Consider the following 22977-nt stretch of genomic DNA (forward strand, 5'->3'; position numbering starts at 1 on the left):
TAATGCCAAAAGAAACTGCTAAAATCTTAGTAATCCGTTTCTCAGCAATGGGGGATGTCGCTATGACTGCCCCCATTCTAAAAGAATTCACAGCACACTACCCCACACATCAGCTACTTGTCGTAAGCCGACCATTCTTTAAACCTTTTTTTAATGAGGTGGAACGTCTCAGCTTTCAGCCCTTTGATCCAAAAGGAACGCATAAAGGCTTTTTCGGCCTTTTAAAGCTTTTCCGGGAATTGAGTAAGCAGGACATCACCGCAATTGCAGATCTGCACAGTAACCTGAGGAGTAAAATTCTTTGTTTTCTTTTTATGTTAAAAGGGATCAAATCGGTATCCGTGGATAAAGGAAGAAAAGAGAAAGCAGCATTAACGCGTAAAGCTGATAAAGTCCTGGTTCCTTTGGAATTAACGGTTGCCCGTTACGCTAAAGTATTCGGCAAACTGGGTTTTCCATTTCCGCTTTCCAACACGTTAAAAGAACCCAGTCCAGCCCCACTTAACAACATTTTATTTCCAGAGAAAACACAAAAATGGATTGGCGTAAGCCCTTTTGCTCAACATTTACAAAAGGTTTATCCTTTGCACAAAATGGAAAAGGTAGTCATTGAACTGGCAGAACTAGGACATCACCTGTTTATCTTTGGTGGATCAGCGGAAGAAGAAGCAACTGCCAATAGCTGGGCTGCGAAACACAAAAATATCACGGCTCTGGTTAGAAAAATCAAACTGGAAGAAGAATTGGATTTCATTTCAAACCTGGATGTGATGCTCAGCATGGATTCTTCGGGGATGCATCTTGCTTCTTTGAAAAACATCCCGGTAGTCTCTGTTTGGGGTGCAACCCATCCTTACGCTGGCTTTTTAGGTTATGGGCAGTCGATAAATGACGCTGTACAAATCGATTTGTATTGTCGCCCCTGCTCGGTTTATGGGAATATTCCTTGCTACCGCGGTGATTTCGCCTGCATGAACAATTTGACTGAATCAACTGTTATAAATAGTGTTTTAAATAAACTAATTCATGGGCAAACAACTTCTATTGATACGACACGGAAAATCTGATTGGGGAAATAGCCATATTTCTGATTTTGAGAGACCATTAAATGCCCGCGGGCTTAGAAATGCGCCGGAAATGGCGGGTAGAATATTAAAGAAAGACCTTGTTCCTCAACTCTTGGTCAGTAGTCCGGCTATCCGAGCCCTAACCACTGCAAGGAATTTTGCAGAAGTATGGAACAAACCATTGGGCCAGATTCAGGAAGAAAGTTCCATTTATGAAGCCAATGTAATGGCCTTATTGAGTACGGTAAATAAACTCTCAGACAAACACAATAGTGTGGCTTTATTTGGTCACAATCCGGGACTTACAGAATTCGCGAATTACCTGAGTAATGCGAACATCTATAATATCCCGACTTGTGGTACAGTGCTTATGGAGTTTCCATTTGAAAAATGGGAACAGATAAGCCACCATACGGGTAATTTATTAGCTTTTGATTTCCCTAAAAGCGCTGATGAGGACTAAAAATGCAAGTGTTTAACTGTCAACCCATTATTAATCAACTGTTTTAAGGAATCAATTCCTATTCTTAAGTGCGTATCCACATAATTGCTGGTTACCGAAGTGTCGCTTTCTGCAGTTTTCACACCTTCAGGAATCATTGGCTGATCAGAAACCAGTAACAATGCTCCGGTAGGAATTTTATTGGCAAATCCGGTCGTAAAAATCGTAGCCGTTTCCATATCTACTGCCATGGCACGTAAGGTCTTCAAATACTTTTTAAAGGCTTTATCATGCTCCCAAACCCTGCGGTTGGTGGTATAACAAGTTCCAGTCCAATAATCTCTGGAATGATCACGAATGGTCGTAGAGATTGCTTTTTGCAGGGCGAAGGCTGGTAGTGCAGGTACTTCAGCAGGCAGGTAATCGTTAGATGTTCCTTCTCCTCTGATTGCAGCAATTGGTAAGATCAAATCACCCAATTGGTTTTTCTTTTTCAAGCCACCGCATTTCCCTAAAAACAGCACTGCTTTAGGCGCAATAGCAGTTAGTAAGTCCAGCATTGTGGCTGCCATCGGGCTGCCCATTCCGAAATTGATGATCGTGATGCCATCTGCTGTTACACTTTGCATTGGCTTATCGAGCCCCATAATAGGCGCACCATCATGCCATTCAGAAAACATTTGCACGTATTTACTGAAATTCGTCAACAAAATATACTGCCCAAAATCTTCCAATGCCCTTCCGGTATATCTTGGAAGCCAGTTTTTAACAATATCCCCTTTAGATTTCAAACCCGATTTCACAGGAGTTTCTACCTCTTTATTTTTCTTTCCTTTTTTTCCTTCTTCTCCGTCTTTGTTTATTTCTAATTCTTCATTCATAGCGCTCTTTTCTAGTATAGTTGTATAGTATTTTTTATTGCTCCTAAAATAACAAGTTAAAAAAAATCCCCGTAAAACGGGGATTAAATTATTTAAGCAGCTTTCAGCTTTTTAAAATCAGCCTTTTCGAATTTCTCCTGGGCATAGTGGAGTGTAATACTCAACTCCTTAATGCTAGGGTCGGAAGGAATGTCAAACATGGCGTCGAGCATAATTGCCTCGCAAATGGAGCGTAAGCCCCTTGCACCAAGTTTATATTCCATTGCTTTATCGACGATGAAATCTAAAACATCATCTTCAAAAGTCAACTTTACACCTTCAAATTCAAACAATTTCACGTACTGACGGAACAAAGAATTCTTAGGTTCAGTCAGGATGTTACGTAATGCTGCTTTATCTAAAGGATTCAAGTGTGTCAATACCGGTACACGACCAATTAGTTCAGGAATCAAACCGAAAGATTTTAAATCCTGAGGGGTAATGTATTTATAAAGGTTATTCAAGTCTAATTCTTCATCATCCTTTTTCACTTTATAACCTACCGCCTGTGTACGCAATCTGTTTGCGATTTTACGTTCAATACCATCGAAAGCACCACCACAGATAAACAGAATATTATTGGTATTTACAGGAATCATTTTCTGATCCGGATGTTTACGTCCGCCCTGAGGTGGAACATTTACAATTGTCCCCTCTAAGATCTTCAATAAAGCCTGTTGCACGCCTTCTCCCGATACATCTCTAGTGATAGAAGGGTTATCGCTTTTACGCGCCACTTTATCTACCTCATCGATATAAACGATACCGCGTTCAGCTGAAGCTACATCATAATCTGCAGCTTGCAATAAACGGGTTAAGATACTTTCCACATCCTCCCCTACGTATCCTGCCTCGGTCAAAACCGTAGCATCACAAATACAGAAAGGAACGTGTAAGATCTTCGCGATGGTTTTCGCTAATAAGGTTTTTCCGGTACCGGTTTCCCCTACCAACATGATGTTTGATTTCTCAATCTCCACCTCATCTGCCTGATCTACCGTTTGCCCCAATCTCTTATAGTGGTTATACACCGCTACAGAAAGTACTTTCTTAGCATCATCCTGACCAATTACGTATTGGTCAATGTGTGCTTTGATTTCCATTGGTTTCAATAAGGTAATCGAGGTATCCATTGGTTTCCCTTTTTTGCTACCTAGCTCCTGAGCCAGTAACTGATTGGCTTGAGTCACACATTTATCGCAAATGTAGGCATCAAGACCTTCAATAAGCATTAAAGTATCTTGCTTACTTGATCCACAAAAAGAGCAACGGGATTCTTTATTTTGTTTCGCCATTTTTTTCTTTGTTATTCGCTCCCAGCACTTCATCAATCATTCCAAAGCCTTTGGCTTCATCAGCTTTCATCCAGTAATCACGGTCTGAAGCTTTTTCTACCCATTCGTAAGATTGTCCGGAGTGGTTAGAAATGATATCATATAATTCTTTTTTCAATTTCAACATTTCTCTCAGGTTGATCTCCATATCTGAAGCTACACCTTGAGCACCGCCTGATGGTTGGTGGATCATCACACGTGAGTGTGGCAATGCTGCACGTTTCCCTTTAGCTCCTGCGACTAATAATACAGCGCCCATAGAAGCAGCCATACCGGTACAGATTGTAGCCACATCTGGTGTGATGTATTGCATTGTATCATAAATACCTAATCCTGCATATACAGAACCGCCTGGTGAATTGATATAAATCTGAATATCTCTATTGTTATCGGTAGACTGTAAAAACAGTAATTGTGCTTGTATAATGTTCGCGTTACCATCATAGATTGCATCACCTAAAAATATGATACGATCCATCATTAAACGTGAAAAAACATCCATTTGTGCCACGTTAAGCTGACGCTCTTCAATAATATAAGGAGTCATACTTTTTGGAGAGTTATTGGTCGCACCAATAAAACGATCCACGTTTAAACCATTAATACGATGGTGTTTAACAGCGTATTTTCTAAATTCGTCTTTGTCTATTTTCATCAGTATGTCTATTTATATTTAATTGTAATGAAGCTTGCTTCGCAGGTTTCATCAGTATGTCTATTTATATTTAATTGTCACCTTCTAATGTTACCAAATTAATGAAACTAAATTGGTAAATTATTGTGGTATTGTAAAATTCTATAATCTCTTTATATAAATAAGGCGGCCTTAATAAAGCCGCCTTATTCTAATATCTATTTAAAAGTATCTGGGTTTCCCCTGAATTACTTCATTTCGATAAATTTATTATAAGCTATCTCTTTGTCTTCAATTGTAGCTACCGATTTGATGTATTCAAAAACTTTAATCGCTTTTACTTCATCAAAAATACGGTTTGCATTGTCTTTCTCTTTCAAGAAAGTCGCAGTATATTGCGCCAACTGATCTTCTGGCATTGGGCTTGGGCTGTACATTCTGAACTGTGCATCTAAACGTTGTTTAGCAGTTTGGAATACGTCCTCATATTTAATTTCAATGCTATTGTCTTTAATTAACTTGTTTTCAATTAAAGTCCATTTCAGGTTTTTAGCGAAATCATCATACCCCTCAGCCAATTCAGCGTCAGTTAATTTTTCGTTAGTTGCTTTTAACCACTTACGTAAAAACTCATCAGGTAATTCCATTTTCACGCTTTCAGTAAGTTTCGTGTAAATGTCATTTTGCAATTTGCGATCTGCATCTTGCTTGAACATACCTTCGATTTCTTCCGTAATTTTAGCGGTAAAACCAGCCTCATCAGTTACTACACCTTCACCAAATAATTTATCAAAGAACTCCTGATTTAAATCAGACTCCTCTAAACGGTTTACATTTTTAACCGTTACCTGGAATTTCGATTTCACTTCTTTAGCTTCTTCTTCAGGAATGTTTAACAATTTAGCAATGATTACCTCATTGTTGTCAAACGCTTTCTGAACATCTAATTCCACTACATCGTCTTTTTTCAAACCAACTAAGGTTTTTAAAATCTTTTTATCAGTAACCTGATCTAAACGAATAGATCCTGTACTGGTGATGCCACCTTCAAAAACTGAACCATCAGCAGAAAGTTGTGCTAAATCAGCATAAAGGACGTCATCTTCTGCCGAAACTTCCGGATTTGTCATTTTGCCATAGCTTCTTCTGATATTTTTGATACGTGAAGCTAATGTTTCAGCATCTGCTTTAACTACGTATTGAGTAAATTTATCTTTAGCTGTGATTTTTACCTCTACTGCTGGTGCAAGACCGATTTCATAGTCAAACTCGAATTCATCAGTACCATCCCATTTGTATTCTTTTGTATCATCCATAATTGGTAATGGCTGACCAAGAACTTCTACTTTATTATCAGCAAGGTGCTTACTTAAAGTTTCGCTCAATAGGGTATTGATTTCTTCCACTAAAATATTTCTGCCGAACATTTTCTTAATATGTGCAACAGGAACCATTCCTTTACGAAAACCTGGAAGGTTTGATTTTTTAGCTTGTTCTCTTATAGATTTATCAACCTTTTCAGTATAATCTTCAGGTGAAATCTTAATTTTTACAACCGCGTTTAAGTCGTTAATTTTTTCCTGTGTAATGTTCATCTTTCTGAATCAATAATTATTAATGTCTATATACAAAAAATCCCCCGTGTTGCGGAGGAACTTTTATTGCGGAAGAATTGACTCCAACCCACCGCTCAAATTTCCCTTTCGAGGGCGCAAATATATTCTTTTTTGTTGATTTCAAAGCCTATAATTAAAAATATTACGCTACTGAGTATCTGAATTTCAGCACTCCAAAGGCAAAAAAAAACAGCAAAATAAATAAATTTAAGATCAGGATTCTCAGCTTTTTTTGCGCAGCAATTATTTGAGCATCAACAACGGGAACTGATCAGGATAATTTAGGTTATCGTAAAATATGGTAGAAAATAAAAAAGGTGATAAATTTTTCAATTTATCACCTTTTTTGTGCGGAAGAAGGGACTCGAACCCCCACGCCGTGAAGCGCCAGATCCTAAGTCTGGTGCGGCTACCAATTACGCCACTTCCGCAGTTAGGATTACCCTTTCGGGATTGCAAAGATAGAATAGTTTTTCAAAAACACCTAAATAATTTGAATAAAAATGAATGTTTTTTGGTCAACATCGGCACAAAGTTCTTTTACCTTCAAATAATCAACCACTTACCACTCAAAAAAAACCAATCACCTATAAATAAAATATAATTAAACCGATTAGATATCATAATTCAAAAGCAACAAGCTCCTCTGGATCACGAAGGCCTTCCGTAACAGAATAACTGGCAAGGGCTCCCTACTGAAATTACAACTCAAATTTTGGAACAAAAAAAAACAGCCCTTTCGGGGCTGATTTTTAATTTTTTGTGCGGAAGAAGGGACTCGAACCCCCACGCCGTGAAGCGCCAGATCCTAAGTCTGGTGCGGCTACCAATTACGCCACTTCCGCAGTTAGGATGTTCCCTTTCGGGATTGCAAATATAGATATTGTTTTTATACTTAAAAACTCTTTTTCAATTATTCAGCGGCACATTAGCTAACCTATTGATCTTACAGGATTTAATTTTAAATCTTTTTTTCATACACTTTAAACAAGAGCAAAAATCAATAGATTTAACCCCTAAACTGAAAAATTAATACAATTCCTTTTGCAACTGGAACAAGTATTGGACTGCTTTAACCAGTCTACTGCCATACCAGGAGAACATTTCGCCATCTACCAGCATGACCTTCGCATCAGGCAGCGCCAGTCGGATTTCTTCCAGATGTTTTTCTTTAAAGGGATAAGGTTCTGAGGATAAAAATACCAGATCCGGATTCAAAGTGGCTAGTGCCTTCAAATCCATTTCGGGATAGCGATTTTCTCTGACTACATTATTAAGACCGTTCATGGCTAGCATTTGATTGATGAAAGTATTTCTTCCAGCAAACATATAGGGGCCCTTCCAGATCAGATAGGCCACCGATTTATGAAGTCCATTTTGCAGAGCCAAAGTTTGCAAGTCATTAAAACCAGCAGTAATGAGGTGATTAAGGTAGGCTGATTCGGGCTGTCTATCTACTAATTCACCTATTTCGGTAATGGTTCGCTTTGCTCCATCCAGGTCATGAATATCACTCATCCAAACCGGGAATTCGCTCATCAGCTCTTCCACCTGAGCTTGTTCATTTTCTTCTTTATTTCCGATAATCAGATCGGGTTTCAGACTCCTGATCAGCTCCAGATTCAATTTCTTTGTACCTCCAATCTTTGTCTTTTCCTTGAACTTTACTTCCGGGTGAATACAAAATTTGGTGATTCCAATCACTTCTTGATCCAGTCCCAACTCAAACAATAATTCTGTTTGAGATGGAACCAGAGAAATGATCCTTTTTGGAGGATAGTTAATATTTATGGTACGATTAAGCTGATCTTTGAAACTGCGCTGCATACTACAAAGATACACGCCATTCCGTAAAATTTATTCGTATTTCAACGCTTCTACTGGATTTGTCTTTGCGGCCCTGTAAGCTTGCCAACTAACCGTTAAAAAAGCAACCATTAATGTCAAAACTGCTGTCAATATAAAAACTGGCCAACCTATAGCCACATGGTAATCAAATTTTGACAACCATTTTTCCATCAACAGATAAGCAATTGGCATGGCAATAATCAAAGCGACCAGTACCATTTTCACAAAATTCAACGACAGTAATTTCACAAGCCCACTTACAGAGGCACCTAGTACTTTACGCAGACCAATTTCTTTGGTACGCTGTTCCGCAGAAAAAGCAGATAAGCCGAATAAGCCCAAACAAGAAATAAAGATCGCCAGTCCGCCGAACAAATTAGACAATATGCCTAGGATCTTCTCATTTTGAAATTTAGCGGCAATTAAACCATCGACAAATTTCAAGTCTACAGGAAATTGAGGATTAATTTCCTTAGTAATCTGACTAATCACTTCCATATTTTCCGCTGTAGCATTATTAGTGTTCATTCGCATAATGATCACATCGCTATTCTGTGGGTTAAAACCGATCAGCATGGGTAGATTCCTTTTTGCAGGATCTCCCCAGGTAATGTCTTTAAACACACCAATAATAGCCCGATCTCCACCCCAAAGTTTAATCACCTGACCGACAGGATCTTTCAAACCCATGGTTTTAATTGCAGTTTCGCTCAACAATACCGCGGTATGATCTGAAGCTATTCTAGGATCAAAATCACGCCCCTCCAGAAGTTGTACCTGATTGGTTTTAAAAAAATCATAGCCTGTATAAATCTGATTAAAAGACATTCGTTTACCATCTTCTGCCATCCCTGGCCACTCCATTCCTGAACCATTTGAATTAGGTGTAGAAATACTTCCAGAGGCTTGACAAACGCTCGTCACCGCACCAGAAGCTAAAAGACGTTCCTTTAACAGGTCATATTTCGGATATAGATTTCCCTCATGAGGCATTTCCAGCAAGGAATTTACATTATAGCCCAATGGTTTATTCTTAATGTATTGCAACTGCTGATAAACGATTAATGTTCCAACAATTAACACCACTGCAAAACTAAACTGAATCACGACCAACACTTGTCTGAAGTTTAAGGAGAACCCTTTTGTTCCATTTACAGACTTTTTCATCGTTTGTATCGGATTAAAAGAAGAAAGGAAAAAAGCAGGGTAACTACCCGCCAATATACCGGTCAACAAGATCAAAGCTATTGCCGCCAACCAAGCTATTGGATTCCCGTAACTAAGTTCCAATTGAACATCCATCAAATGATTAAACTTAGGTAATGCCAATTCTACCAATATCACAGCGAGGATCACACTCACAAAAGTGAGTAGTAGAGACTCTAACAAAAACTGCCAGATCAACGATTTCCGGGACGCACCGATAGTCTTTTTTATACCTACTTCTTTTGCTCTCTTTTGAGATCTAGCCGTAGCCAGATTCATAAAATTGATACAAGCGATAATCAAAATCCCTAAAGCCAGAGCCACAAAAAAATGTACTTGCTCAATTTTTCCTCCGGAGGAATGTCCCTTTTCAAAATCTCCGTATAAATGAAGGTTTACCAATGGATAAGCAAAAACAGTTGGATCGGTCACATCACTATGTTCATGTTTGTCAATGAAATTGGCGATTTTTTGATTAAACTGCGCTACATTTACGTCATTCTTCAAAGTCAGCAAAGTATAAAAGGCATAATTCCCCCAATTAGGTCTACCCACCCAATTATCTAGTTTTTCATATAATGTCCAGGGAACCAGGCAATCAAACTGATACGTGGTATTGGCCGCATGGTCTTTAATCACCCCGGTTACCTTTACATCGACTTGATTTTCATATTTCAATACCTTGTTCAGCACATCAGTACTTCCAAACAATCGTTTTGCTGCACTTTCCGTTAGGATAACTGAGTTTGGATCATCAAAAGCTTTATCTGGACTGCCGCTGATAAATTGGTAATCAAAGATCTTCAAAATTTCTGCATCGGCAGATCGCCCCTCCACTTTAAAAGCATTTTCCCCATTTGTCAAGAGCCGCTTTGAAGGCCATACTATTCTGGCAATATGCTCAATCTCCGGTATTTCTTGTTTTAAAGTTTTTGCCAGAACATTGGGCACCTGGTCTCCAGTATTCTCTACCTGCTTATTTTTATCGGAAAAATTCACCATCAGATGGTAAATCTCATTTTTATAACCACGGTCATAATTCCACTCGTAGGCCACGTATAATAACAACATCAAACAAGCCGAGAGCCCAATTGCCAATCCACTAATGTTAATCAGTGACGCGGTCTTATTTCTTAATAAATTTCTGAGCGCAATTTTAAAGTTCAATTTAAACATCAAAGTTTAGATTAATGGTGAGAAACAAAAAATCGGGGCTTGATTTGCTAATTAAACACTTTGTTCAACTGCAATATCTTCTTTGATCACACCATCCAATAAATGCAAAATCCGGCTTCCATAAGCAGCATTAACTTCCGAGTGTGTTACTTGAATAATCGTAATCCCCTCTTCTTCATTCAGCTTCTTAAACAAATCCATAATTTGAAGTGCCTGTGCAGATTGCAAATTTCCCGTTGGCTCATCAGCTAAAATAATCGAAGGCTGTGCCACTAAAGCTCTGGCAATTCCCACCAATTGTTGTTGACCTCCGGAAAGCTGATTCGGAAACAAATCTTTTTTAGCCACCATATTGAAACGATCCAACACATCTGCTACTCTGCTTTTACGTTCTGCTCCACTCACTTTTTTATACAATAACGGGGCTTCAATATTTTCTGCTACAGTCATCTCATCAATCAAATGATAAGCTTGAAATACAAAGCCAATATGGTTCCTGTAAAGTTCAATACGCTTGCGTTCATTTAGGGAGAGTACATCTTCCCCCATGAATTCATATTCGCCATAAGTCGGTTCTTCCAGCATGCCAAGGATATTGAGCAAAGTAGATTTCCCGGCACCGGAAGGCCCCATGATAGATACAAATTCACCTTGTTTAATTTCCGTGCTCACATGACGTAGGATATAACTTTTAACCCCTTTATTTGCGTAGTATTTCTCTATATTTTTCAGTATGATCATGATATTCAGTTTAATATTTTTAAAAATTTACAGTTAATATTGATTCAATTTAAGCGGATTTAAGCGCTATTATTATTCATATTTTAGGGCATCTATTGGGTTAGTCTTCGCAGCTTTTAGCGATCTTAAACTTACTGTAATTAAAGTAATCAATACCGACAACACCATGGCCAATAAGAATGGCCAAATGCTTAGGTTAGTCCGGTATTCAAAACCATTCAACCATTTGGAAGTAATGATATAAGCCAATGGCCAGGCCACTACGTTCGCGATCAGCACCATATACAAAAAGGAACGATTCAACATTTTCACCAGCTCTATTGTGGAAGCACCCAACACTTTACGGATCGCAATTTCCCTTGTTCTTTGCGTAGCGATAAAAGAGACTAATCCAAACAAACCAATAAAGGAGATAAAAATAATCACACCTGCGAATACTTTGAAGAGTACCCCCATGACTTGTTCGGTTCTATAAAAGTTTTCAATGGTATGGTCTAAAAACTCCTGTTCATAAACATGATTTGGAAAAGTTTCGCTCCACAGCTGCTCTACCTGACTCATTGTTTTATTGAGCTCCTTAGGATTAATTTTCAAACCCATAGCGCTATAATTTTTGTGGTTACTAAAGATTGCCAAGGGAGAGATCGCCTCTTTTAGCGAGTTGTTATTGAAATCTTTAATCACGCCAACAATTGGTGCTTCCCGGCCATTCACCTTCATTGTTTTACCGATTACATCCTCTGGCTGCAACACGCCCAACATTTTTAATAACTTTTCATTGACAACATACTCCTTAACGGTATCACTTTTTGACAGACCTCTTCCCGCGAGAAGCCTCAGGTTGAACGTTTTTAGATAATGTTCATCTGCCATTTTTATGTTCAATTGAAAATCTTCATCTTTTCCGCGATGATCATAAGACATATTGGTCTCACTATTCCCATTCGACATTGGAGCGGCAATGAAATAACTACTTTCTTTGATCCCTGGCAGCTGCATGATTCGTTCTCTAAACCCATTTAATTTTGTCAGGTTTAAACTATCTGAAGGAATATCCACCACTGCAACTGAAGTATGGTCAAAACCCAAAGATTTCTCCCTTATGAAGGTCATTTGCTTAACGACAACAAGTGTCGTGATGATCAATATTCCAGTGATAGTAAACTGTACCACCACTAATGTTTTTCTCAGTCCTAAACCTCCGGCACTTGCTGCGCTGATCTTATTTTTAATGGCTAATGCCGGACTAAATCCAGAAATCACCAATGCCGGATAAAACCCAGCCATGAAGCTCACAAAAACAACTAAAAGAAGCATAAACACAAAAACAGCAGGCTCTGAAAACAAGCGGAAAGCAGCTTTATCATTCATCAAATGTTCCATTCCAGGAATGGCTAGTTCTGTGATCACACAAGCCAATAGCAGTGCAATTATTGTAATTAATGTAGTCTCACTCAGAAACTGCCACACCAATTGACTGCGTCTACTCCCCATTACTTTACGCACACCTACCTCTTTAGAACGGCTAATTGCCTGCGCAGTAGCGAGGTTAATAAAATTGATACAAGCAGTGATCAATAGAAAAACACCAATCACGGCTAAACCTGCAAGCTCTTTATAAGAAATGGTGGTAAATTTAAAATTATTAAAGCGACCATCATGGTGAACCTCAGACATTGGCTGAAAAATATGGTTCTCTTTTCCGGGTCCATTATCGACATAATATTTCTTAATGAATTGCTTCAAAGGTTGGTCAAGGTCAGTAACGGTAACTCCTGGTTTTAGCAAAGCATAACACTCCGAACGGTTCGTTACACTACCCCATGCCTTGGAATCTTTTCCAGGGAAGGAAGCATAGGAAGCGACCAGTTCAAATGGAAAATTACTGTTTTGAGGAAAATCTTTATAGACACCTGTGATCTTAAAATCAGTATTCTGATCAAACGTTATGCTTTTTCCAATCGCATTTTGCCAAGACCCAAAATATTTGACTGCTGTCTTTTCAGACATCACCATCATTCCGGGAGCGGTTAAAGCTTGGGCAGGTTTCCCAGATAGCCAAGTGATATTGAAAATATCGAAGAACTGCGGTTCCACATAAAATAGCTGTTCTTTTCTTTTGACATCGGTATTTCCTTGTCCTCCATTTGTTTCTTGACGATTTTTTTCGCCTTGACCTGAGGATGCAGAACTTGCTATAGGATACGTGCCTTTTGTTAAAACTATCCCACGGGTACTACGAACTGCTGCTACTTGTTCCAATTGCGAAAAGTCATTACGCAAGGCCGGGGCCAAAGGAACAGGCACCCCATTTGAAAAGAAATCTCCGTCAGGATATGTCCAGGAAGATACCACGCGATAGATACGATCCTGCTTTTCATAACTTGTATCAAAGCTCGTCTGAAACCTTAAAAAGAGAAAGATCAGCAGACAACTGGCCAGCCCAATTGCCAATCCAATTACATTAATAGCGGTATACCCTTTATACTTCCAAAGGTTTCTTAACGCGATTTTAAGGTTCAGTTTAAACATAGTTGAAAGATTTATTATTCATATTTTAAAGCATCAACAGGATTGGTTTTCACTGCGTTTCTCGCCTGAAAACTAACGGTTAGTAAAGTCAAAATAATACTTATTGATCCGGCAATGAAAAATGGTAAAATTGGAAGATCTATTCTATAGGCAAACGTTTCCAGCCACCTTTGTGCGGCGATGTAAGCAATCGGCCAGCCGATAAGATTGGCAATCAGCACAATTCTGATAAAGAAACTATTTAAAAGACTAAGGATATTAAAATCACTAGCGCCTAATACCTTTCTAATAGAGATCTCTTTCATTCTGCTGGTAATGGTAAAGGCAGAAAAGGCAAAAAGACCAAGCGTCGCGATGAATATCGTTAGGATTGCAGCACCATAAAAAACAGCTTGTAATTGTTCTTGCTTTTTAAACAGGCGACCATACAATTCATCCATGAATTCATACCTAAAATCATCGCCGTCCATCTTATTCAGGTCCTTCCAGTTTGATTTTAAGGCAGCCAATACCCCTGCCATATGATCCGGATCTACATTGACCATAAACTTCATTTTATCGTTTGCACAATCACTTTTGATTGCATAAACTGTTGGTTCTACCGCCGTTTCAAAGCCCTGCATTTTGGCATCCTTAACTACCCCTACAATACGGTAATCCATATCACAGCCTCTAATTATTTTTCCTACAGGGTTTTTAACGCCATAGGCAGCTACCGCAGCTTCATTGAGCACGATTCCATTTTCAGCATCTGCGGGATAAGTTTTGGAGAAAAAACGACCATCCTTAAGGTTCAAACGAAGGGTTTCAAAATAATCAAAATCTACATGAACAATGTCCATCCCTAAGTCCTTACCCTCCATCGCATAATCAACTCTCCCCGGGCGAGAACCATCAGGAATATCTGAAGCTACTGTAAAGGAATTAACACCTGGCATTTCCAGAATCCTGGCTTTCAAGTTTTCAAAATATGGCCGGCCAAACATCACGATATTCTTGATGTAAACCACTTGTCCGGCTTTAAAACCCGTATCTTCCGTACGCATATACTTCAGCTGACTACTCACAATTAGTAATCCGGCCATGAATACAATGGCCACTGTAAACTGTGTTACCAATAAAGCATTCCTAAGCCATAAAGTTTTATAGCTGGTTTGAAGATTTCCCTTTAATACTGCTACTGGCCTAAACCCTGACAAGATTAATGCAGGGTAAATACCTGAAATGAGGGTAATAATCAATAACACTATTGGGAGTTGCCAGACTAGTTCATAGTTATCTTTCCAGAGTGAAAATGATACACTAAAGGCATCGTTAAATAGTGGCAAGGAAATTTCAGCAAGGATAATTGCGAGAATCAAGGCCACCAGACATTGCATGAGGATCTCGATTAAAAACTGAAAAACCAAGCTCAGACGATAAGCGCCAAGTACCTTTTTCACACCTACTTCTTTTGCTCTCTTATTCGTTTGCGCAATCGTCAGGTTTGTAAAATTGATACAGGCAATCACCATTACCAATACGGTGAGTGCCGACAGTGCCATCACAACTTTATAATTGGTATTATTGCCCGCAATGGGTCTTAGGTGCAGATTATCCAATGGATCTAAGAATACACCTGATTGATCCGCTTTGTTTGTATTAGTCACCAGGTTAACCTCATTAGCAATCTTTGACTCCACAGATCCTCTGTTAACAACAGCGGTCACTGCCGACTTTTTCAGCTCTTCTTTATAAACAGCAGCTACCTTTTTCTGAAGCTGCGCCATATCCGTACCTGGTTTAACCTGGATATAGGTAAAGTAATTATAGGCGGTTGGCTCCTGATTTTTCCCCACATCTGCAGTAATCAGCAGTGCATCAAAAACCAAATTTGAATGTGCAACGTTATGATTGACAATACCCGAAACGTCAGCGTATTGTTTTACCTCTAAAGGTCCAATACTCACTTTGGCAGGAAAAACAGGTGTTTTTTTCGGAAACATAGCCGTTATAAATTCCTGAGGCAGGTACACATTGAGTGCCTCCCCTTCCGGTTTAACCAGGCCCCCTTCTGGTTTAATATGAAACATTTTGGCCAATGTGTAATCGATAGTAATCACATCTTTTCCATAAACACGTCCATCCGGAGTGCTAAACGCGAACTCAAAATTCGTCTTCTTGCTTCTGCCTACATTTTCAATCTCTGGTATCGCTTCTTTTAACGCTTGAGCTAAGGATAAGGAAGTGTAATTTGTCTTCCGATCCGGTAAAGTTCTCCCCAGTAGGTAAATATTCTCATGATTGGGAACATTATGGTCAAAGCTAGTCTCAAAACGTACGTAGATTGCCACCAAAATAAAAGCCGACAGCGCAATGGCAAGCCCACCAATATTTATAGCAGTATACACCTTGTTTTTCCAAAGGTTGCGCAACGCGATTTTTAAGTTGAGTCTGAACATATCTTATCAATTAGGGAGTTATTCGTATTTAAGGGCATCAACTGGGTTTGCTTTGGCCACTTTAACCGATTGCATGGAAACCGTAAACAAGGCAATCAGCAAGGATAAAACGATGGCGATGGCAAATGGGATAAAAGAAATTTCCACCCGAAATTCATATTTAGAAAGCCATTTATTAATGACGATATAGGCTACCGGGAAGGCAATTAGATTGGCAATGACCACGAGTTTAATAAAATCTTTATTCAGTAAAGTAAGGATGTGGAGGGTATTCGCGCCCAAAACTTTTCGTATACTGATTTCTTTTTTTCGTTGTTCGGCCATGAATAGTGTAAGTCCAAGTAAGCCCAGACAAGAAATAAACACTGCAAAACCACCAAACCAATTGGCCAGCGTACCCAGCAGTTTTTCACTATTAAACTTCGCTTCAAAGCTATCACTTAAAAAAGTAACTGAGGTTGGGTATTCAGGATTGATCTCTTTCATAATGGACTGCACTTGAGCTATAGAAGTGCTGATATTTTGCGCAGGATTTAAGCGCATAGCCAATACACCTTCCCCAGCAAAGCCATTTCTAATGATCAGTGGTGTGGCAGTTTGATAAGGATTATCCATCACAAAATTCTTCATCACGCCGATTATCGTCAACTGACGATCATCTATCTGAATCACCGAACCGACTGGTTTTTTAAGCCCCATGACCTTAACCGCGGCTTCATTGATTACCGTATTTGCTGAATCATTAAACTGAGGAGAAAAATTCCTCCCGCTCTGCATAGTTGAGCCTAGGGTAGCTACAAAATCAGAATTGGCATATCTATAATTGAAAATGAAGCTTTCGTTCGGGCCTTTTCCTGGCCAGCCGACTGTAGTGGTATTGTTCCCCCCACTAGTCAGGCTTAGGCTAAAAAGACTGGCATTGCTAACTGCTCCTGATTTCAGTAACCTATCGCGTAGCAATGTGGCTTTTGAGAAATCTTCTAACACACCTTCTAGTGGAATTTCCACCAATCCATTTCTATCATAGCCAACCGGCTTGTTCTGGATAAAAGTAAGCTGCTGATAAATGACAGCGGTGCAAATGATTAGACTGGAGGCGAATACAAACTGGAAGATCACCAATACTTTCCTGATGGATAACGAAGCACCACCAGTCTTGCTAAAGCCCTTTAATACCTTCACTGGTTCAAAAGAAGATAGGTAAAAAGCAGGGTAGCTACCGGCAATAAAACCGGTAAAAAGTGTCAATCCAACTAATACAGCCCAAAATTTCCAGTCGGCATAATTGAGGGTTAGGTAGCTATTTAGTAATCCATTAAAATAAGGAAGACTAATTTCTATGAGTATAAAGGCGACGATCATCCCCAAAAAGGCGAGTAACATGGACTCCAGAATAAACTGGCTGATCAATGATTTCCTTGCGGCACCAATGGCTTTTCTCACGCCAACTTCCTTTGCTCTCTTTTCGGACCTTGCGGTAGAAAGGTTCATGAAATTAATGCAGGCGATAAGTAAAATACAAAAAGCAAGGATAAAGAAAATTCTTAGGGTATCGATCTGTCCGCCAACAGATTTTCCATTTTCAAAATGACTGTATAAATGCCATTTTGAAAGCGGGTGAATCAATGCAACAGCAGTACTCCCCTTATCATTTCTTTTGAAAATAGTATTCATGGAAGCGTTTACCTTTTCAAAAGAACTGTTGTCACGCAATTGAATAACGGTTAAACAATGGCCATTTCCCCAACCTGTTCCAGCCACCCAAGGATTTATCTTTTTATACAACTCCCATGACATCAGGTAATCAAATTGAATACTGCTACTGCTGGGAACATCTTCCATGACCCCTTCTACGGTAAGCAATTCTTTACCACCAAATTTCAGAGTTTTATTCATTGGATCTGCATTACCAAACAGCACTTTAGCAAACCTTTCCGTTAGAATTATTCCATTTGGAGATTTCAGTGCCTGATCTTTATTTCCCTTAATCATTTGATAATCGAAGATCTTAAGGAAGGATGGATCAGCATACACCCCGAATTTTTTAAAGGACTTATCCTGATTACTCAATAGATATTCACGAGGATAGGTAGAATGAGAAGCATAGGCGATATCTGGCATGGTACTGCTCAGATAGGGGGCCATAATCCCAGATGTCCAGGCATAACTGACCGCGCCATCTCCACTTTTCATGTTGGTGTACACCACATACGTGCGGTCGTAACCCGTAGTATGTTTATCATAACTCCATTCGTAGGCTACATACAATAACAAAAGCATGCAGCTGGCGAGGCCAATTGCTAAGCCACCCACATTGATGAGTGTGTAACCTTTGTTCTTCCAAAGGTTACGTATGGCGATTTTTAAATTTAGCTTGAACATATCTTTAGATTAAGGTATTATTCATATTTAAGCGCATCTACAGGTTTAGCATTGGCCGTTTTATAAGCCTGCATACTAACCGTCAACACCGTTACCAAAACAGAAACAAATGCCGCGGCAAGGAATGGCCATATAGACATTGTGCTGCGATAGGCAAAACTTGACAACCAGGAACTTGCCAATATGTAAGCGATCGGAATGGCGATCAGATTTGCGGTCAGCACCAGAATCAGAAAAGTTTTATTGATCATCTTTAAGATGTCTTTCGTTTCTGCACCCAATACTTTTCTTACGCCAATTTCTTTGGTACGTTCTTGTACCGTAAAAGATGCCAATGCAAACAAACCCAATATCGCCAAAGCAAGTGTCACATAAGTAAACACGTTGAAAATCTTGTCGAGCCTAACATACTGAATATAGACATTGGCAAAACTCTGATCCAGCCAGGTATATTGAAATGGAAAAGGTTCCACGGACTGCCAAAGGTTTTTAATCTCAGCTACTGTTTCCTGTGTATGTTGACCATTAACCTTCAGTATCACCTGATCAGCAGTATTGGAATTTTTAGTTTCTACCATAAAGACTGTGGGTTCAGCAGCAAATTCCATCCCCTTTTGAACATGATCCTTTACAACACCTACAATGACCTGGTCATTGATCCATTTCTTCCCAATCAAGTCCTTCAGTCCATATTTTTTAACTGCAGCCTCATTCACCATGACTGCGGTACTGTCTGTCTTAAACTTACTGGAAATCAACCTACCTGATAGCGCAGGCATCCCCATTACTTCGAAATAATCAAAATCAACAGTTACCACACTTAAGTTTTGTACTGGCTGACCGTTGAACTCACGACCGATCACCTGCATCGCTTTAACACCCGGATAATAATTTACCCTACTCACCTCAGTTACCCCGTCTATTTTCAATAAGCGGTCTTTTATCGGTTGAAAATTCAATCTAGTCTCCCCTTTTCTAATTTTAAACACCATCACATGGTCTTTATTAAAGCCCACATCTTGATTTTTAATATAGTTCACCTGCTGTTTAATAATGATCAATGCGATGATGAAAACAATAGCTACTATAAATTGGATAGAGATCAATACTTTACGCATCCACAAGCTTCCGGTTCCTCTGGAAAAATTCCCCTTCAACACCTTTACAGGCTCATAACTAGACAGGAAGAAGGCAGCATATCCACCAGAAATGACAATTACGAATAACATAACAAACCCTATCTGAAGGCCCAGTTGTCCAGGATTGTTGTAAGTAAATAAAGACAAATCCATATCCATCAATCGGTTCATTATTGGGAGGGATACTTCTGCAAAAACTAAGGCCAACAATAACGCGACCAAACACTGAATGGTAGTTTCTGTTAAAAAATACCTGATCAAATTGCCTTTGGCAGCGCCCAAAACTTTTCGGATGCCAGTTTCTTTTGCTCTTTTAACAGATTGTGCAATTGATAAATTGGTAAAATTGATACAGGCAATAATGAGTAATAGGGAAGAAAACAGTACCAGAATAGTAACCATCTTAGGATTTCCTCTTTTAGTAGGATCCATCAGGCTAGTTGAATGCAGGTATACCTCCGTTACAGGTAAAGCGATCAGCGTGGTTTTCTGCATACTCGCCTCTTTTTTCACCATAGGCAATTTTTGAAATGCAGCATTTAGCTTCTTATTAAATTCCACAGGATCTGTTCCAGGCTTGGCTTTTAAGTAGGTATAAAAATTCCCATTGTTCCAACCATCCCCTGTCGAACTTTTCTTTACAAAACCTTCAATTTCGATATGCTCAGGGGTATTTGGCAGTTCATAGACTCCGCTGACAATATAGCGTTGAGTGGTATTGATTAATAAAGTCTGCCCCACTGGATTGGTTTTTCCGAAAATCTTTTCACTTACTGGTTGACTGAGTACAATCTGATCTTTTGATACAATCGATGATTTTGCAGCTCCATAAATAAATTTATAAGGAAAAAGATTAAACCAATTGCTGTCTACCCCAAGGATATGGTCAACATACATTTCAGTTGGCCCTGAACTCAACAAACGTTGGCGAGTATCCCATACATAATAACGGCCATAATCCTCAATTTCAGGAGTCATCTCCTTTAATGCAGGTGCCAACTCTGCCGGACTAGAAGCATATTCATCCTGATCTGGCCCTCCTTTAATAGATAGACGGTAGACATTTTCTGCATTAGGATTCCAGGTATCATAACTCCTTTCGTTATTGGCGTATAAAAGGATAATGAGAAAACCAGCAAGACCAATGGAAAGGCCAAATATATTCATTAAGGTATAGCCTTTGGTTTTCCAAAGGTTGCGTAATGCTATTTTTAGATTGAGTCGGAACATGAGGTTGTCGTATTTTTAAATCAATTCTTCTGTACGGGTTTTGTTGATTTTCTCCGAGATCACATGACCGTCTTTTAAATTGATAATGCGGTTAGAGAAACTGGCGTCATGAGAAGAGTGCGTCACCATGACAATAGTAGTTCCTGTTTCATTGAGTTCACAAAGCAATTCCATGACTTCATTACCATGAGAACTGTCCAGGTTCCCGGTAGGCTCATCGGCAAGTACCAATTTAGGTTTGGTAACCAATGCTCTGGCTACAGCTACCCTTTGCTGCTGTCCGCCGGAAAGTTGTTGAGGAAAATGCCCGCTTCTGTTCACAATATTCATCCTTTCGATAATCTCATTCACCAATCGTTTGCGCTCTGGTGCAGCTACTTTATTATAAATTAATGGCAGCTCAATGTTTTCGAAAACTGTCAATTCATCAATCAGATTAAAGTTCTGAAAAACGAATCCCATATTACGTTTCCTGAAGTTAGAGCGTTCTTTGTCGTTCAGCTTCAACAATTCCGTATCTATGAATTTGTAGCTACCACTTTCTGGTTTGTCCAATAAGCCCATCACATTTAGGAGGGTAGATTTTCCACATCCAGATGGCCCCATAATGGACACAAATTCACCTTCTTTAACATGCAGGTTGATCCCATTTAAAGCAGTAGTTTCAATTTCTTCAGTTTTGTAAACTTTTTCCAGGTTTTCGATTTTTATCATGGCTATATTTTTTCAGTTTAACATTTTTCAAGGAAGGTTCGTACCCGGGCAAACGCATGTCCACGGGCACAAAACCTAATTTTAAATCTTTTATACTTTTGTCTGCCAGCCTTAAGCCAGCATTTTTATTTACTTACTTCAACGATATCGTATTGATTAAACTGGTCGTAAGATGAAGTGATGACATCTTCCCCTTTTTGTAATCCTTCCAGTACTTCATAATACTTGTGGTTTTTACGGCCAATTTTCACATTTCTTTTAGTGGCTTTACCATCTTTCAAGACGAATACCCAGGTACCTCCGGTGCTTTGGAAAAACTGTCCTTGTGCGATCAACAATGATTTACTGTTATCAGAAAGGGTCAGTTTCACTTGCATAGATAAACCTCTTCTCAGGTCTTCAGGTGATTTACCATCAAATACGAGTTCCACTTGAAACTGGCCGGCAGTAACCTCAGGGATTACTTTCCTCACTAACAATTTATAAGTATTCCCATTGAATTCTACACTGGCAGTCTGTCCTTCTTTCACCCTATTTACATAATATTCGTCTACACTGGCTTGTAATTTATACCCTTGCAGTACGTCAATTTTCCCCAACATTTCATTAGGACTATAAGACTTACCTATAACCGGATCGTAAGAGGAGAGACGACCGGCTACAGGCGCCTTAATAGTCATATTTTCTATATTTTGTCTGATTGTTTCCAGACTTTCATTCATTCTTCCGATAGAAATGTCAATTTGTTTCAACTGCATAATCCTACCCTGGTTTTCCTGTTTGATGGCTTGTCGCAAAATCCCTCTCCTACCCTGATAGTATTCATAATCCTGATTTGAAGTATTGAATTCCTCTCTGGTGATCACATTTTTCTTAAACAAAGCACTATCGATTTTGTATTTACGGCTTGCTGTTCTCAACTTATCTTCAATTTCCATCATATCCTGTCCCATCACACGTTGATTTTGTTCCAGGTCTAATCTCAATTTTCTCAATTGATTGATCTGCTCAGTGATGCTCGTTTCGCTAGAGGTATAGCTTGATAAAGCATTTGGATTGGCGATTCTTAATAAAGGTGTCCCCTTTACTACCGATGCTCCGTTTTCTGTGAAGATCTCGGCTACAGTTCCGCCCTCTGGAGAACTCACAATTACAGAAGTCAAAGGAACAACACTGGCATTTAACAATACCACATCTTCAAAATCTCCGAAAGTTACCTGGCTAATAGTCAGTTTTTCCGCATCGGCTTTGTAAACCTTATTTAATGACAAACTATATCCGTAACCTACCAAGCCCACTAAAACCACCGCACCTACAATACTTAATATCGTTTTCTTATTGAACCGTTTTTTCTTTATGATCTTATCCATTTTTGTATTACGCTTATTGTTCAGCCATAAGCGAAGGCTGTGCCAATCTACCAAAACAATTTTATACACCTACAAATCAACAACTTAACTCTATTTAACATTAAGAACCGTTCATAATCGGACAGTAGCTGTACAGCATCGAACAGTTTCTTTTATTTTTGTTCCTAAAGAGGTAGGAAAGGAAT

15 protein-coding genes and 2 tRNA genes are annotated in these 22977 nt (G+C 39.1%); 2 read left to right on the forward strand and 15 right to left on the reverse strand.

The genetic code is table 11. The features are described 5' to 3' along the window. Positions 1-2 precede the first annotated feature (2 nt). Both GM920_RS09825 and GM920_RS09830 read left to right on the forward strand, forming a co-directional pair. Positions 3-1067, forward strand: coding sequence for a glycosyltransferase family 9 protein (locus GM920_RS09825; protein ID WP_182956405.1), 1065 nt, complete (start codon positions 3-5; stop codon positions 1065-1067). Next, entirely contained in the window at positions 1027-1530 is a 504-nt protein-coding gene (locus tag GM920_RS09830; protein ID WP_182956408.1) for a SixA phosphatase family protein, read from the forward strand. The genes GM920_RS09825 and GM920_RS09830 overlap by 41 nt, the downstream gene beginning before the upstream one ends. Here the strand turns inward: GM920_RS09830 and GM920_RS09835 are convergent. From GM920_RS09835 to GM920_RS09905, 15 genes are all read right to left on the reverse strand, one after another. After that, the gene (locus GM920_RS09835) at positions 1527-2390 is read right to left on the reverse strand and encodes an AMP nucleosidase (protein ID WP_182956412.1); all 864 of its coding nucleotides are present in this window, start codon (positions 2388-2390) and stop codon (positions 1527-1529) included. The genes GM920_RS09830 and GM920_RS09835 overlap by 4 nt on opposite strands. A gap of 92 nt (positions 2391-2482) precedes the next feature. Further along, entirely contained in the window at positions 2483-3724 is a 1242-nt protein-coding gene (gene clpX / locus GM920_RS09840; RefSeq protein ID WP_182956415.1) for an ATP-dependent Clp protease ATP-binding subunit ClpX, read from the reverse strand. Continuing rightward, a complete protein-coding gene (gene clpP, locus GM920_RS09845) occupies positions 3708-4418 on the reverse strand; it encodes an ATP-dependent Clp endopeptidase proteolytic subunit ClpP (RefSeq protein ID WP_182956418.1) in 711 nt (236 codons plus the stop codon). Before clpP ends, clpX begins: the two co-directional genes overlap by 17 nt. A gap of 227 nt (positions 4419-4645) precedes the next feature. Further along, entirely contained in the window at positions 4646-5992 is a 1347-nt protein-coding gene (gene tig, locus GM920_RS09850) for a trigger factor (protein ID WP_182956421.1), read from the reverse strand. Between the two features lie 370 nt (positions 5993-6362). After that, positions 6363-6444 (reverse strand) — tRNA-Leu (locus GM920_RS09855). Positions 6445-6776: 332 nt separating this feature from the next. After that, a tRNA-Leu gene (locus tag GM920_RS09860) sits at positions 6777-6858 on the reverse strand. Positions 6859-7042: 184 nt separating this feature from the next. Next, positions 7043-7840 (reverse strand): ABC transporter substrate-binding protein, encoded by a 798-nt coding sequence (locus GM920_RS09865; protein ID WP_182956424.1) that lies wholly within the window; start codon positions 7838-7840, stop codon positions 7043-7045. 30 nt (positions 7841-7870) lie between these two features. Further along, positions 7871-10243 carry an ABC transporter permease gene (locus GM920_RS09870; protein ID WP_182956427.1) on the reverse strand — a complete coding sequence of 791 codons (2373 nt, stop codon included), beginning with the start codon at positions 10241-10243 and terminating at the stop codon, positions 7871-7873. A gap of 51 nt (positions 10244-10294) precedes the next feature. Further along, positions 10295-10984 carry an ABC transporter ATP-binding protein gene (locus GM920_RS09875; RefSeq protein ID WP_182956430.1) on the reverse strand — a complete coding sequence of 230 codons (690 nt, stop codon included), beginning with the start codon at positions 10982-10984 and terminating at the stop codon, positions 10295-10297. 72 nt (positions 10985-11056) lie between these two features. After that, positions 11057-13516, reverse strand: a complete 2460-nt coding sequence (locus GM920_RS09880) for an ABC transporter permease (protein WP_182956433.1) — start codon at positions 13514-13516, stop codon at positions 11057-11059. 14 nt (positions 13517-13530) lie between these two features. Beyond that, the gene (locus GM920_RS09885; RefSeq protein WP_182956436.1) at positions 13531-15957 is read right to left on the reverse strand and encodes an ABC transporter permease; all 2427 of its coding nucleotides are present in this window, start codon (positions 15955-15957) and stop codon (positions 13531-13533) included. 18 nt (positions 15958-15975) lie between these two features. Beyond that, positions 15976-18339, reverse strand: a complete 2364-nt coding sequence (locus tag GM920_RS09890; protein WP_182956439.1) for an ABC transporter permease — start codon at positions 18337-18339, stop codon at positions 15976-15978. Positions 18340-18356: 17 nt separating this feature from the next. Next, positions 18357-20708, reverse strand: a complete 2352-nt coding sequence (locus GM920_RS09895) for an ABC transporter permease (protein ID WP_182956441.1) — start codon at positions 20706-20708, stop codon at positions 18357-18359. A gap of 15 nt (positions 20709-20723) precedes the next feature. Beyond that, positions 20724-21422 (reverse strand): ABC transporter ATP-binding protein, encoded by a 699-nt coding sequence (locus GM920_RS09900; protein ID WP_062547310.1) that lies wholly within the window; start codon positions 21420-21422, stop codon positions 20724-20726. Positions 21423-21547: 125 nt separating this feature from the next. Continuing rightward, a complete protein-coding gene (locus GM920_RS09905; protein ID WP_182956444.1) occupies positions 21548-22792 on the reverse strand; it encodes an efflux RND transporter periplasmic adaptor subunit in 1245 nt (414 codons plus the stop codon). Between the last annotated feature and the right edge of the window lie 185 nt (positions 22793-22977).

Source organism: Pedobacter gandavensis, assembly GCF_014172405.1.
Classification (GTDB): Bacteria; Bacteroidota; Bacteroidia; order Sphingobacteriales; family Sphingobacteriaceae; genus Pedobacter; species Pedobacter gandavensis.

Coding starts and splice junctions, on each gene's coding strand:
- GM920_RS09870 (WP_182956427.1), bottom strand. CDS start 10,243: ATGTTTAAATTGAACTTTAAAATTGCGCTCAGAAATTTATTAAGAAAT.
- clpP (WP_182956418.1), bottom strand. CDS start 4,418: ATGAAAATAGACAAAGACGAATTTAGAAAATACGCTGTTAAACACCAT.
- GM920_RS09900 (WP_062547310.1), bottom strand. CDS start 21,422: ATGATAAAAATCGAAAACCTGGAAAAAGTTTACAAAACTGAAGAAATT.
- GM920_RS09825 (WP_182956405.1), top strand. CDS start 3: ATGCCAAAAGAAACTGCTAAAATCTTAGTAATCCGTTTCTCAGCAATG.
- tig (WP_182956421.1), bottom strand. CDS start 5,992: ATGAACATTACACAGGAAAAAATTAACGACTTAAACGCGGTTGTAAAA.
- GM920_RS09905 (WP_182956444.1), bottom strand. CDS start 22,792: ATGGATAAGATCATAAAGAAAAAACGGTTCAATAAGAAAACGATATTA.
- GM920_RS09880 (WP_182956433.1), bottom strand. CDS start 13,516: ATGTTTAAACTGAACCTTAAAATCGCGTTAAGAAACCTTTGGAAGTAT.
- clpX (WP_182956415.1), bottom strand. CDS start 3,724: ATGGCGAAACAAAATAAAGAATCCCGTTGCTCTTTTTGTGGATCAAGT.
- GM920_RS09895 (WP_182956441.1), bottom strand. CDS start 20,708: ATGTTCCGACTCAATCTAAAAATAGCATTACGCAACCTTTGGAAAACC.
- GM920_RS09890 (WP_182956439.1), bottom strand. CDS start 18,339: ATGTTCAAGCTAAATTTAAAAATCGCCATACGTAACCTTTGGAAGAAC.
- GM920_RS09835 (WP_182956412.1), bottom strand. CDS start 2,390: ATGAATGAAGAATTAGAAATAAACAAAGACGGAGAAGAAGGAAAAAAA.
- GM920_RS09865 (WP_182956424.1), bottom strand. CDS start 7,840: ATGCAGCGCAGTTTCAAAGATCAGCTTAATCGTACCATAAATATTAAC.
- GM920_RS09830 (WP_182956408.1), top strand. CDS start 1,027: ATGGGCAAACAACTTCTATTGATACGACACGGAAAATCTGATTGGGGA.
- GM920_RS09875 (WP_182956430.1), bottom strand. CDS start 10,984: ATGATCATACTGAAAAATATAGAGAAATACTACGCAAATAAAGGGGTT.
- GM920_RS09885 (WP_182956436.1), bottom strand. CDS start 15,957: ATGTTCAGACTCAACTTAAAAATCGCGTTGCGCAACCTTTGGAAAAAC.